Raw genomic sequence first — 14,407 nt, forward strand, 5'->3', positions numbered from 1 at the left:
TTTTTACATAATCAGCACAACCAAGATGAAACTTTCCTTTTTCTCAATGTTGTTTTTAGGCTTTTCGGGAATGACTTTCTGCCAGGAAGTTAACGTTTCTGATGAGAAAAAATATCTTGAAGAAGACCGTAATAAAATATCATTAGTAGGTGGTGTAAGTTACCTTAATAATTCTTTTGGGTTGTATTATGAAGGTCAGACTTTTCTCCTGAAACCAAACGATTCGTTCTACACGGAATTTTTTCTAAGGTACCGATGGCTGGATGCGAATATTTCATTTGCTCCAAAGTTTGTGAGGATAAATAATGATGATGATATTAAAGGCCGAACTAAATATTTCAACTTTGGATTTGCGTTTTTTCTTAGCCAAAAACTAAGACAGTCAGTTAATTACAATCAAGTGAAAGGTTTGTATTTAGAAGATACGAAACGATTTTTTGAGGCGGTTATAAGTGATGAATTTACCGAAGCATTGGGTAATGATTTTATGCAGTTTCCGGATGCGAAATTTCAATCTTTTACAGGTGAAACGAGTTATTTGTGGCTTGGAAAAAAAGATAATTACAGAACTTATACCAACATGACGCACAAACCTTTGAAAAATGATTTTGTATTTCTTACCGGCTTGGTTTATCAGTACAATATGATGAAAGATACGGATCGTGTAAAGTATAAAGGTATGGAAATCTCAGATCCGTCAGAAGGCAATTCAGTGACGAAGGATGTGAGATTAACCTTAAAAACCGGTGGCGGAGTACAAAGAATTATAGGAAAAAACTGGTATGGGATTGTAGAACTATATCCGCAGATTCATTACGGTTATTTGATTGATGAACGTTATGATGAGTTTAATTTTGGACTTAATTCTTACTCCAGAATAGGATTTGACAACGGTAAATGGTTTTTTGGTGGTGGTGCACAACTTAACTGGATTAACAGTAAAAACGAGAATTTTTATTCAACGACAAACTGGTTATTCCGTTTTGGATTGGGTTTTAGAATAAATTCACCTAAATTTGTCAACCAACAATTTGACAGGATTGATCAAATTTTAAAATAAAAAATGGGTATTAAAGTTCCGGGTTTTCTTTTGAAAGTTCAAGATTTTTTCGACGATATACATATTCCGGTTTTGGGAATATCACTTTGGCAATTGTTTCAAATTTATTTTGCAGGTATTTTTAAAGAAAAAATAGGTCGGAAAGCAGCTGCAATTTCATGGAGTTTTACTTTGAGTCTTTTTCCTTTCATTTTATTTCTGCTTTCAGTTTTGCCATATATGCCGCATTATGATAAGCTTCAGTTTTATATTTTTGAAGTTTTGATGCATAATATTTTCCCTTCCAACATTGAAGGTGATGTAAGGGGATATATTGAAGATAGTATCATTCCTAACATGGAGGGAATCAGTAATTTAACGATCCTTATAGCCTTGGTTTTTGCTACAAACGGAACGTTTTCTCTAATTAATGGTTTTAATGAAAATGCTAAAGAAAAACTTCCCGATGTTAAAGAATTTATTCTGTCATTTTTCATTACTATAGGCTTCGTTACGATCATATTTCTGGCAATTTTCGGGGTATATTATGCTGAAGTTGTTGTAAAAGGTTTCAGACCAACGTATGATATTTCGTGGCTCGTCAAAAACCTTTCGAAAATCATTGGTTTTGTATCATTTCCTTTATTTTTCTTTTTACTTTTGGCGATGTTTTACTGGTTGGGAACGGTGAAGATCATCCGATTCAGACAGGCAGTTCCGGGAGCAATTTTGACAACAGTTTTATTCATCGTAACGACCTATCTCTTCACTCTTTATGTAAAAAATATTGCCCGCTACAACGTTTTATACGGCTCTATCGGAAGTATGATTTTACTGATGGTTTGGGTAAATGTGAACGTTTATCTTCTTCTTTTCGGTAACGAGCTGAATATGGCATTGCGAAAATTAAGAGTTGAAAAACTATTATCTGACGAGCTTAAAAAAGAAGCGTCAAATTATCAGTCAAAAAATGAAGAACCCAATCTGGATAGCGACGAAGAGCATATTCGTAGCATTATAGAAGATATAAAAAAAGAAGATGGTGAAAAATCTAAGAATTAAGATATTGTTTTTGTTGGTCTTGATGAGTTTACAGTCTTGTGAGCAGATTCTTGATCAAGCCGAAGAAAATCGTGCGCAGGAAAGTTTCACCTCAGAGTTTATGGGATATTATAAGGGAAGCTATACAGGTGATTTGAGCGGATCTTTGGAGGTTAATGTAAGAAAAGATGCAAGTGTACAAGTAATAAGAAGTACCGCAGGAAATCCAGATACTTATATTACAAATCTTATCATGAGTTCCTTTAATGGTGTTTCTCAATCGCCGGAAGGTTTTATGCTCATCGGAAATATGCAGACAAAAAATGGAACTTGGAAAATGGGTAACCTTAAAGGAACTTGGAGTGTTACCAAAAACTAATCTTCCTCAGTTTCTTTAATTTCAGACGAATATAAATTTAAAACGATATATCCCGAAATTGCTGCGATAAACGAAGCAATCAAAATAGCAAATTTTGCTTCATCCTGAATTTGAATTTCTCCTTTGAATGAAAGCAATGCAATAAAAATTGACATTGTAAACCCTATTCCGGCTAAAAGTCCGACTCCCAACATTTGCGTCCATGACGAGTTTTGAGGGAGTGAACTTATTTTTGATTTAATGGCAATAAATGAAAAAAGGTTAATTCCGATTAATTTTCCTAAAACCAGTCCGCAGACAATTCCTAATCCTAAGCCGCTGAATAATCCGTTAACCATTCCGTTGGTGAATGTTATATTGGTATTTGTCAATGCGAAAATAGGCATAATAAGAAAGCTTACCGGAAAATGAAGCTGGTGTTCCAGTTTTTCTAAAGGTGAAATCTCAGTTGTAGAAATATTTGTAGGAATAGAAAATGCCAAAACAACTCCTGCAATCGTCGCATGAATTCCTGAATGATGTAGAAAATACCAAAGAAATACTCCTGGAATCAGATAAAATAGTATAGTTTTAATTTTAAAATAATTCAAAAGAAATAACAAAACTGAAACTCCCAAGGAAAGGAAAATATACATCCAATGAATCTGATCTGTGTAGAAAATCGCAATCACTAAAATTGCTCCCAAATCATCTACAATTGCTAAAGCGGCCAGAAATATTTTGATAGAATTCGGAACTTTTTTGCCCAACATCGAAATAATTGCCAAAGAAAAAGCAATATCTGTCGCCATCGGAATTCCCCAACCGTTGCTGTATTTAGTTCCGTAATTAAAAAGTGTAAAAATAATTGCCGGAATAATCATTCCGCCAATCGCCGCAAATATAGGAAGAGAAGCATTTTTAAAAGATGAAAGTTCACCTTCTACAACTTCTCGTTTGATTTCAAGACCTACCAGAAGAAAGAAAATCGCCATCAAACCATCATTGATCCAAATACTTACAGGATATCTCAGATGAAAAATATTGATACCAATTTCTCTGTCTAAAAAATTCTGAAAGTTTTCAGCCAAAGAAGAATTGGCAATTCCCAATGCCAATGCGACACAAAAAATCAATAAAATTCCTGATGACTGACTGCTTTCAAAAAACTTTTTAAAGTAGATGCTTAATTTCAAATGTGAACTTTTTTATGTCTTGTGGTTGAGCTTCTAATTCAGCAATGCGATTTCATGATTAAATTCTGACGACTTTGGAAACACCGTCAATATCTTTCAGTTTTTTAAATGTTTCGTCAAGCTGACTTCTGTTTTTTACTTCCAAATTGATGTTTCCTACAAAAACACCGTCATTGGATTCGATCGACATACTTTTCATATCCATTCCCATCGCGCCGCTGATTACGGTTGTAATATCGTTGATCATCCCCATTCTGTCGAGTCCTTCAATCTCAATTTTGATACGGTTTTTGAAGCTCTCTTCGTTCATCCATTTTGCAGGAATTACTCGATAATCGTATTGCGCTCTCAAGTTGATCGCATTCGGACAATTGTCGCTGTGAACTTTTATTCCTTCAGAAATCGTAATGAAGCCAAAGATTTTGTCTCCCGGAATTACTGTGCAGCATTTTGCATAACTGTAATTTAGTTTTTCCTCATCTTTCCCGAAAACAATCATGTCAAGATTGATCTCTTTTGGTTCTACATAATGTAGATTTTTTGCCGGAGATTTTCTGAATCTTGAAAGTAAGTTGTTAAAGACATTTTTACTTTCAATATATTTTCTTAAACTGCTTGCATCCAACTCATTTGTCTGGAATTTTAAGAATAATTCCTGAGAAGTTTTCAGATTGAAGAATTTTTGAAGCTTATTAATTTCTTCATCATTAAAATTAATCTTTGCATGTCTCAGTTTTCTCTGAAGAATTTCTTTTCCTTCGTCTACTAAAGAATTTTTTTCAGAATTTAAGTAACCTTTGATCTTTGATTTTGCTTTTGACGTAACTACAAAATCAAGCCAGTCAAACTTCGGTTTCTGGTTTTGAGAAGATAAAATATCAACCTGATCGCCATTTTGTAAAACGTAAGAAATCGGAACCAATTTACCATTGATTTTTGCTCCCAGACATTTCATTCCCAAGTCTGAGTGTACAGAAAAGGCAAAATCCAGAGCAGTTGCACCGGTTGGTAAAATTTTGATTTCACCTTTTGGAGTAAACACAAAAACTTCCTTTGAATATAAATTGAGTTTAATATTATCTAAAAGCTCAGATGTCGAAAGATTCTGCTGCTGTTCAAGCACATCACGAATTTCAGTTACCCAGTTTTCAAAATTTCTGTCATCATTCGTTTGTTTGTAACCTTCCTTGTATTTGTAATGTGCTGCAACTCCTTTTTCGGCGATATCATCCATTCTGTCAGAACGGATCTGAACTTCAATCCATTTTTTATCAGGACCAAGAACGGTTAAATGTAAACTTTCGTAACCTGTAGAACGTGGTTGTGTGATCCAGTCACGCATTCTTGACGGGTTACTGTGATATACATCAGTTACGATTGAATAAATTTTCCAAGCCAGAAATTTTTCATTTTTAGCATCAGATTTATAAATGATTCGTATTGCGTAATTATCAAAAACTTCTTCAAAAGAAACACCTTGCTTTAGCATTTTTCTGTAAATGGATGAAATTGCTTTCGCACGACCTTTGATGGTAACATTCAGCCCTTCTTCATTCAGTCTTTCAGAAACTTCTTTTTTAAATTCCTCAATATATCGTTCTCTGCTTTCTTTGGCGAGTTCCAATTTCTGAGTAATTTCATTAAAAACTTCAGGATTGTTATATTTTAAAGAAAGATCTTCAAGTTCAGATTTGATATTATATAAACCTAAACGGTGGGCCAATGGAGCGTAAATGTATACCGTCTCGGAAGCAATTTTTTTCTGTTTATCAGGAGCCATGCTTTGCAATGTTCTCATGTTGTGAAGACGGTCAGCTATTTTAATCAAAATCACCCGGAAATCTTCTGACAGCGTCAAAAGAAGTTTTCTGTAGTTTTCAGACTGTACAGAAATATTTTGGTGATTCATGATCGAAATCTTGGTCAGTCCATTCACGATCCCGGCGATTCTTTCACCAAATATTTTCTTCAGATCTTCATAGCTGTAATCTGAATCTTCAATCACGTCATGTAACAATGCACACGCAATGGAAGTAGCTCCCAAACCGATCTCAGTTGCGACAATCTTTGCTACAGCAATCGGATGATAAATATATGGTTCGCCAGTCTTTCTTCTTTGATCTTTGTGAGCGTCTAATGCAATATCAAAAGCCTTTCGGATGAGTTTATTGTTTTCTTCATCCAAAGTTCTGTATGTATTAGAAATCAGGTCTTTATACCTCGCTAAGATTTCCTTATTTTCTTGCTCTAAGTCGTAACTCATTTGTGTAAAAGGCTTTGTTTAGACGAAAATACGAAAAATAAAGCGATTTGTCAATTCCTGCAATCAAAAAATCCGCAGAAAAATATTCTACGGATTTCGGTTATTAGTTTCGGTTTTAATTTTAAAATTTTACTTCAGAATCCATTCCGGTGTGCTGAGATTTTTTCTTTACATCCGGACTGTTGTGGATTTCGGCTTTGCTTCTTGCGTCGATATATTTTTTTACGTTGCTGTACGAAGCCTCAGTGATGCTCATGTTTTCAAATAAATAAGTTTTCAGAACAGAATTCTGATAGAATATATCACGTGCTTTCTGTGACTGGTCGTTATCTTTTATTTGTACACTCGCCATAAATTGGGAGTGGTGGTGATCTTCTGTGAGATAAACAATATAATCAGAGTTTTCAAATCCAGAATTTTCCAGTTCGTTTTCAAGTCTTTTGTAATCACCGTTGCGATCAAATAATCCTGCTAAAATGTTTGACATAGTAATCTTGTTTTGGTACTTAAAGATAAAACTATTTTTTATAATAATTAATAAATATTTAATAAAATTTATAATTTATTATTTTATCTATAAAATTTTAGCACTAATTAAGAGATTGTCTATTTTAAATAAGATTTCTTTATTTTGTTTTAAAATAAAAAACTCTGCACGATAAGGCACAGAGTTTAATTCTATTTAGATATTTTTTAGCCTAATCTCTCATTTTTAATTTCCTCCACAATTTCAGGATTCAATAGAGTAGAAGTATCTCCGAAATTCGAGAAGTCTCCTTCCGCAATCTTTCTCAGAATTCTACGCATAATCTTTCCTGATCGGGTTTTCGGAAGACCGGAAACAAACTGAATTTTATCAAGCTTAGCAATCGGACCGATCTGATCTGAAATCAACTGATTGATTTCTTTTTTCAGATTTTCTTTCTGACGGCCGGCGCCACTGTCTTTTAAAATCACAAAACCATACAAAGCACTTCCTTTAATATCGTGCGGGAAGCCTACAATCGCAGATTCTGCCACCGCTGGATGTTCGTTGATGCTGTCTTCGATAGGAGCGGTACCTAAATTGTGCCCGGAAACAATCACCACATCATCTACACGACCTGTAATTCTGTAATAACCCACTTCATCTCTCAAAGCACCGTCACCAGTGAAATATTTCCCCGGAAATGCTGAGAAATAAGTTTCTTTATACCTTTGATGATCGCCCCAAATCGTTCTCGCAATTCCCGGCCATGGAAAACGGATGCACAGATTTCCTGTCACTTGATTTCCTGTGATTTCATTGCGTTTGTCATCCATTAGAACCGGCTGAATTCCCGGTAATGGAAGTGTTGCATACGTTGGTTTGGTCGGTGTTACAAATGGAATAGGAGAGATCATAATTCCGCCAGTTTCTGTTTGCCACCATGTGTCGACGATCGGGCATTTTTTTCTGCCCACGTGATCGTTAAACCAATGCCATGCTTCATCGTTAATCGGTTCACCAACAGATCCGATCACTCTTAAAGAACTTAAATCATGTTTGTCAACCCACTCAGCGCTTTCTTTAGCCAAAGAACGGATGGCGGTTGGTGCAGTGTAAAATTGAGTGACTTTATGCTTTTCAATAACTTCCCAGAATCTGTCAGGCTCAGGATAAGTTGGAACACCTTCGAAAATGACGGTAGTTGCGCCATTTAAAAGTGGTCCGTACAAAATGTAAGAGTGTCCTGTGATCCATCCGATATCTGCAGTACACCAATAGATGTCATTTTCCTGATAATTGAAAACATTTTTAAAAGTGTACGCCGAATAAACCATGTAACCTGCCGATGTGTGAAGCATTCCTTTTGGTTTACCGGTAGAACCTGAAGTGTACAGAATAAACAGTGGATCTTCGGCATCCATAATGATGGTGACGAAATCGGCAGAAGCTTTTTCGTACAGGTCAGCCATCCAGAAATCTCGGCTTTCCTTCATTTTTATTTCGTTGTTGGTTCTTTTGACCACCAGAGTTTTTTCTACAGTTGGGCATTTTTCCAAGGCTTCATCAATAATAGATTTTAAATCTAAAACTTTGTTGCCTCTGTAACTTCCGTCTGAAGTGATCAGCATTTTTGCGCCGCAGTCATTCACTCTAGAAACTACTGCCGAAGCTGAAAATCCGGCGAAAATAACTGAATGTACTGCTCCAATTTTCGCACAGGCCAACATCGTAACCGCCAATTCTGGAATCATCGGAAGATAGATGCAGACTCTGTCGCCTTTTTCGATGCCCATGTCTTTTAGAACATTGGCTGTTTTGTTAACTCTTTCATACAGTTCGTTGTAGGAAATATGCTGAGCTTCTTCTTTCGGATCGTTCGGCTCCCAGATGATGGCTGTTTTTTCGCCACGTACCGACAAATGCCTGTCAAGACAGTTTTTAGTTATATTTAATTTAGCATTTTTAAACCATGTAATTTTTGCTTCATTCATGTCGTATTTTACGACTTTGCTCCATCTTTGATACCACACAAAGTTTTGATCAGCAATCTTATCCCAAAATTTCTTCGGATTTTTTATTGATTTTTTATATTCTTCATAATAATGCGGTAAATCTTCTATCACGTAATTTCTCATACTTTTTATTTTTAGAATTATTTATTATTTAATTTTTTATTTAAATTGTTTTGTAGCGTTTTAATTTGAACACGAAGGTCACAGAGTTTTTTTTATTCATGCTGCATTTAGTCTCACGAAGCCGTTTCACTTACATAAGCAAAGTGGTGTCTATTTTAAATGAATTTTCAACAATTTAATCAATTTTGAGCTCCATGATTGGTAAAAATCTGTCTTTAATTGATGTTTCTATCTGACCTGATTTTACAAACCCGAAACTTTCATAAAATTTCTGTGCATTTGGGTCGGCGTCAAGAATTATTCTTGATCTTTGACTCTGTTTTATTTTTAAAATGAAATCATTCATTAATAATTTCCCATAACCTTTTCCGATATTTTCTGGTGAAACAAAAAGATTGTCCAGTCTCACGCTGTTATTTTCAATTTCGAAATAACAATAATAAGCAACAACAGATTGGTTGACAATTAATTTATAAACTTCATTGTTTTGGATGTATTCTGAAGTGATGGTTAGCAAATCTGACCACTCATCCATTTGTTCATCGGAATATCCCCAGTAAGCTTTTGATCTTTTTGTAATCTCGGTTAAAATCTTGTCGTCATCGGAATTTGCTTTGATAATTTCTGTCATCACACTTAAGTTTATGAATTTCTGTATTGCAGAATCTTCTCCTTTAATTCCTCAATAATCATTTCATCATCAATCGTCGAAGGAATCTGAAATTCTTTACCGTCAATAATCGTTCTGATCAGTTTTCTTAAAATTTTTCCTGAACGGGTTTTAGGAAGTCTTTTTATGACCATTACACATTTCAGAAAAGCCACTGCGCCAATTTTTTCTCTGACTTTCAGAACAATTTCCTTTTCAACGTCTTTTTCAGAAATTCCTGAGCCATTTTTTAAAACCACCGTTGCAAAAGGAACCTGTCCGCGCAAGTCATCATCAATTCCGACCACGGCACATTCTGCAACATCGGGATGCGAGGAAACAATTTCTTCCATTTCAGAAGTTGAAAGTCGGTGGCCTGCAACGTTGATGACATCGTCCACTCTTCCGGTGATGAAAATATATCCGTCTTCATCTTTTATCGCACCGTCTCCGGAAAAATAATAACCTTTGTACTGAGATAAATAACTTTTCTCAAAACGTTCGTAATCATTCCAAATTCCCAACATTGCGCCGGGCGGAAGCGGAAGTTTGATGACTAAATATCCTTCTTTATGCTCATCCACTTCATATCCATTTTCATCAAAAATTTTAATATCATATCCTGGAATTGGTTTCCCTGCGGAAGCTCTTTTAATTTTATAATTATCATCAAAAGTTAATAAGCCTAACATCGGCGAGCCGGATTCTGTCTGCCACCAATGATCGATTGCGGGTACACCGATGTGCTTTTCAAACCAATCCAAAGTTGCAACATCGCATCTTTCGCCTGCCAAAAACTGCTTTTTGAAATGGCTTAAATCATTTTTTTTTGCCAATTCACCATTCGGATCTTCTTTTTTTATCGCTCTGATGGCTGTAGGAGCCGTGAACATTGCGAAAACTTTGTACTCAGAAATAATTCTCCAAAAAGTTCCTGCATCGGGAGTCATGATTGGTTTTCCTTCGAAAATAATGGTGGTGTTTCTGTTGATTAAAGGTCCATAAACACTGTAGCTGTGACCCACTGCCCAACCAAAATCGGAGGCTGCCCAAAATGTTTCACCCTGTTCAATTCCATAGATATATTTCATGGAATATTTCAAAGCAGTTGCATAACCGCCGGTATCTCTCGTGATGCCTTTTGGTTTTCCGGTAGTTCCCGAAGTGTATAAAAGATAAAGCGGATGATTCGATTCCACAGAAACACAATCTGCAGGCTCTGATTTTGAAACCAATTCTTCATAATCAATGATGCCTTCAAACATTTCATCCTGATTGTTGATTAATCTTCTGTTAAAAACAATGATATTTTCGACTTTATCCTGCGCCAGTTCTATTGCTTTTTCAACCAATGGCAAATAGGGAATTCTTTTGGCAATTTCAATTCCGGCAGTGGCGGTAATTAAAGCTTTTGGCTTGCAATCATCGATTCTCACAACCAGTTCATGAGGTGCAAAACCTCCGAAAACCACATTGTGAATCACACCAATTCGTGCACAAGCCAACATCGCAAAAAGCGTCTGAGGAATCATCGGCATATAAATGACTGCGGTATCGCCTTTTTCTAAGCCTAAAGAAACCAATCCGCCAGCTAATTTTGAAATCTCTTCTTTTGCCTGATTAAAAGTGTATTTTTTCTTCTGATCTGTAACCGGAGAATCATAAATAATAGCAGTTTCTTCTCCAAAACCATCTTCAATATGTTTGTCGATGCAGAGATAAGACATGTTGAGTTTTCCGTCCGCAAACCATCGGGTGTAATCATTTGCGTCCTTTGAAATAATCTGATTTGGAAATTTAAACCACGAAATTTCCTGAGCCTGTTCTTTCCAGAACTGTTCTTTGTTTTCTATGCTTTGTTTAAATAAATTATCTGTGTTCATAATTTGTTGTTTTTAAAACACGAATTGCACGAATTTTTTCACGAATTGCACTAAATCATTTGCGCAATTTTATTTATGATATTCGTGTTTAATTAATCAACAGTTCCTCAATCTGAGCAATCAGTTTTTTAATAGAATATGGCTTCGTTACATACGCATCAGCCCCCATTTCCAGGCCTTTCTCAATATCTTTCGGATTGTTTTTGGCGCTGAGGAAGAGAACTTTTGTATTGTCTAAATTTTCATTCTTTTTAATTTCTTCCAAAGTGCTGTAGCCGTCAAGATTGGGCATCATAATGTCGAGTAAAATAACGTCTGGAACGATGGTTTTTAAAAACTCCAAAACCTCTGTTCCGTCTCTGGCGATAAAAACTTCGTAACCGATTTTCCGGAAACTGTATTCCAGAGACATTAATATCTTGTGTTCGTCGTCGGCGATTAAGATCTTTTTCATTGTGTATTTTCTTTATGATTCGACTTCATTGTTTTTTTATGTTTTTCGTCGGCAGGATGATGGTAAACGTCACACCCAATCCGCTGTTTTCTGCTTTTATGGTTCCATTGTGGGCTTCGATAATTCTTTTTGAAATTGCCAGTCCAAGGCCGCTTCCGGTAGGTTTGATAATGTTTTGATTTTTAGACTGATAAAATTTATCGAAAATCATTTCCAGATCTTCTTCGGGAATATTTTTCCCAGTATTGAAAATTGTAATGATCAAATCATCGTCTTTCTCTGAAAGTTTCGTCTGAATAATTCCCTGTTCATCAGTAAATTTCAATGCATTTCCCAAAATATTCTGGAATAACTGGATAAATCTCGCTTCATCATATTCAAACTGGTAATGCTTCAATAAATCAACTTCGCTGACCTGAATAAATTTCTGCTGAATCAAATGCAAGATAGGATTTAAAGCTTTTTTATAGGTTTCAATAATGTTATTTTCCTGAATATTTAAAGCAATTTCTCCGTGTTGAAGCTTATCAAGATATAAAATATCATTGATAATTTCACTGAGACGGTCAGACTCTGTGATGATGTTATTTAAAAATTCTTTTTTAATATCTAACGGAATATCGTCGTCATCCGCTAAAATTTCTCCTGCCGAACGTATTGCTGTAATTGGAGTTCTCAGTTCATGCGCAACAGAATCCAGAAAATCGTCCTTCTGACGGTCTTTCACGATGAGATTTTCATTGGCGGCACTGAGGTCGTTCGAGAGCTGTTTCAGCTCTTCAGATTTCTCGGTCAGTTTTTTATTCAGCGTGATATTCTCTTTTGATTCTTCCAGAATATTTAATACTTCCTTCAATGAAATTTTATCTTCCTTGGTTACGCCTTCAATCAGAATTTTTGCCGATGCTGTCCCAATTCTTCCTGCTAGAAGATTTTCAGAAAATTTAATAAATCTTGAATCGGCCGTTTCAGTTTGTGAATCGATATTGTATTTAATATTGAAGATCCGCATCGCCTGTTCGGTTTTCTTTTTGCCTAAAAAACGTTCCAGAATATTTTGAATATCAGAAACATAAGCAGTTCCACGCCAAATGAATGCATTTTCGTGATTCTGAATGTATTTATCGATATCAACATACAATTCGGCAAAATTTCTTTCACGGTAATTTCCTTTCATACTTACGGAAAGTATCGTAAATAGGGCAGTGTTTACCAAAATCGACCAAAAGAAAATTTCAGGAATTCGGGTTAAAAACGAGATGTCAAAAAACTGAAAAGCATTATACAAATCTCTTAAAACTCCTTTCAGTTCAGAATTATAAGAAAAATAATACTGAGGAATAATCAATCCGAAATAACAGATAATTAATCCAGCTAAAAGTCCGGCCACGGCGCCCTGATAACTACCTCTTCTCCAGAATATCGCTCCAAAAAACGCAGGTGCTAATTGTGCGATGATTACAAAGGAAATCAGTCCGACAGAATCTAAAGAAGTTTTTAAAATGAAATATTTATAAAAGGCAAAAGCAACTATAATCAACCCGAAAATCGAGAATTTACGGATGTTCGTAATGTTTCTTGTATTTTGAACTTCATTTTCAGCTTTAAATTTACCCAATAAACCGTAGGGAATAATTAAATTGTTTGATAGCATGATCGACAGTGTAATCGCCGAAATAATAATCATTGAAATACATGAACTCAAACCTCCCAAAAACACCAGAACAGTAATCAAAGTATTGTTAAAATGTTGCGGAATGAGAATAGAGTAGAACTCGGGATTCACGTTTTGTCCGTTAAAAATCAATCTTCCGCCCCAGGCAATAGGGAAGATGAAAATCGTAAATATTAAAAGGTAGAGAGGGAAAAACCAGATTGCAGTTTTGATGTGTTTTTCCTGTCTGTTTTCAACGATTGCGGTGTGAAACTGTCTCGGTAAAATACAGATGGCTGTTCCGGAAATCATGCAGAGAACCATCCAGTTCATCGCACCTTCAATTCCGTTAAATGTATTTTTTGCTTTAAAATCAGGGAATTTGCTGGCTTTTTGATAGAGGTCTGAAAATCCGTCGAATGCATAATAGATAACGAATAATCCCAAAATAATAATAAAGAATAATTTCAGGAAGCTTTCCAGGGCAATGGCGGAAATAATTCCCAAACGCTTTTCTGAGGCATCAACATACTTTGTTCCGTAATATGATGAGAAAACTGCGATTAGTATAACAACAAAAGTTCCGCTGTCCGTTAAAATATTTTGAGAAAATTTAGTTTCTGTAACCAAATGAAAAGTCTCGGAAATCGCTTTGATCTGCAATCCGATGTATGGAATAATTGCAAACAGACAAACCAGAGTGATGATTGCACTGAAACTACGGCTGTTTCCATATCTTAATGAAATAAAATCGGCCAAACTGCTGATTTTATTGACTCTCGAAATACGGACAATCCGGGTATTAATGTAAATCCAGGCCGGAATCACCATGATGGGACCGATGTAAATCGGTAAATAATTGAGTCCGCCGGTCGCTGCCACGCCGATACTTCCATAATAAGTCCACGCGGTGCAGTACACAGCAAGCGACAGTGCATAGATGTAGGGATTATTGATCCAGATCTTACTCTTTTTCTTCTCTGCCAAATGGGCGACTAAGAACAGAAGTGCGAGGTAAATAAGGACAACGATAAATAATGCGAAACTACTCATCATATTTTTTTATGATTACAAAAGAAATAATGATGGAAATCATCCAGACTGCGAAGAAATAAACAAGAATCATCGGATATCCAAAAACCTCCCTCTCACTGTTGAAAAGCAATGAAATCGGAATGCTGAACGCAATTAAAAGGCCTACGCTCAGAATAATCAGTTTTTGCTCGTGACGCTTTTTCATAAGTGATTATTGATGATTTGTGAATG

At 35.6% G+C, this 14,407-nt stretch carries 12 protein-coding genes; 3 read left to right on the top strand and 9 right to left on the bottom strand.

Annotated elements, in window-relative coordinates:
• The first annotated feature begins 25 nt into the window (after positions 1–25).
• The 3 genes from NZ698_RS02975 to NZ698_RS02985 are packed head-to-tail and all read left to right on the top strand — an operon-like array spanning position 26 to position 2,459.
• Complete coding sequence (locus NZ698_RS02975; protein ID WP_263001610.1) at positions 26–1,060, top strand: DUF4421 family protein; 1,035 nt, start codon at positions 26–28, stop codon at positions 1,058–1,060.
• A gap of 3 nt (positions 1,061–1,063) precedes the next feature.
• Positions 1,064–2,101: a YihY/virulence factor BrkB family protein gene (locus tag NZ698_RS02980; protein WP_263001611.1), complete on the top strand. Its 1,038-nt coding sequence runs from the start codon at positions 1,064–1,066 to the stop codon at positions 2,099–2,101.
• Positions 2,079–2,459, top strand: coding sequence for a hypothetical protein (locus NZ698_RS02985; protein ID WP_263001612.1), 381 nt, complete (start codon positions 2,079–2,081; stop codon positions 2,457–2,459). The genes NZ698_RS02980 and NZ698_RS02985 overlap by 23 nt, the downstream gene beginning before the upstream one ends.
• On the opposite strand, the gene nhaA is transcribed toward NZ698_RS02985, so the two are convergent.
• From nhaA to NZ698_RS03030, 9 genes are all read right to left on the bottom strand, one after another.
• Positions 2,456–3,634 (bottom strand): Na+/H+ antiporter NhaA, encoded by a 1,179-nt coding sequence (gene nhaA / locus NZ698_RS02990; RefSeq protein WP_263001613.1) that lies wholly within the window; start codon positions 3,632–3,634, stop codon positions 2,456–2,458. The two genes, NZ698_RS02985 and nhaA, sit on opposite strands and share 4 nt — an antisense overlap.
• 58 nt (positions 3,635–3,692) lie before the next feature.
• The gene (locus NZ698_RS02995; protein ID WP_263001614.1) at positions 3,693–5,897 is read right to left on the bottom strand and encodes a RelA/SpoT family protein; all 2,205 of its coding nucleotides are present in this window, start codon (positions 5,895–5,897) and stop codon (positions 3,693–3,695) included.
• Between the two features lie 121 nt (positions 5,898–6,018).
• Complete coding sequence (locus NZ698_RS03000; protein WP_263001615.1) at positions 6,019–6,384, bottom strand: hypothetical protein; 366 nt, start codon at positions 6,382–6,384, stop codon at positions 6,019–6,021.
• Between the two features lie 206 nt (positions 6,385–6,590).
• Complete coding sequence (acs, locus tag NZ698_RS03005; RefSeq protein WP_263001616.1) at positions 6,591–8,501, bottom strand: acetate--CoA ligase; 1,911 nt, start codon at positions 8,499–8,501, stop codon at positions 6,591–6,593.
• A gap of 175 nt (positions 8,502–8,676) precedes the next feature.
• On the bottom strand, positions 8,677–9,132 hold the full coding sequence (locus NZ698_RS03010) for a GNAT family N-acetyltransferase (RefSeq protein ID WP_263001617.1): 456 nt from the start codon (positions 9,130–9,132) through the stop codon (positions 8,677–8,679).
• An 11-nt stretch (positions 9,133–9,143) separates the two neighbouring features.
• Positions 9,144–11,033, bottom strand: a complete 1,890-nt coding sequence (locus NZ698_RS03015) for an AMP-binding protein (RefSeq protein WP_263001618.1) — start codon at positions 11,031–11,033, stop codon at positions 9,144–9,146.
• 88 nt (positions 11,034–11,121) lie between these two features.
• Positions 11,122–11,487 (bottom strand): response regulator transcription factor, encoded by a 366-nt coding sequence (locus NZ698_RS03020; RefSeq protein WP_263001619.1) that lies wholly within the window; start codon positions 11,485–11,487, stop codon positions 11,122–11,124.
• A gap of 25 nt (positions 11,488–11,512) precedes the next feature.
• Positions 11,513–14,194 (bottom strand): ATP-binding protein, encoded by a 2,682-nt coding sequence (locus NZ698_RS03025; protein ID WP_263001620.1) that lies wholly within the window; start codon positions 14,192–14,194, stop codon positions 11,513–11,515.
• Complete coding sequence (locus tag NZ698_RS03030) at positions 14,187–14,381, bottom strand: hypothetical protein (protein WP_263001621.1); 195 nt, start codon at positions 14,379–14,381, stop codon at positions 14,187–14,189. Before NZ698_RS03030 ends, NZ698_RS03025 begins: the two co-directional genes overlap by 8 nt.
• Positions 14,382–14,407 lie beyond the last annotated feature (26 nt).

The sequence above is a fragment of the Chryseobacterium edaphi genome (assembly GCF_025628985.1).
GTDB classification, from domain to species: Bacteria; Bacteroidota; Bacteroidia; order Flavobacteriales; family Weeksellaceae; genus Chryseobacterium; species Chryseobacterium edaphi.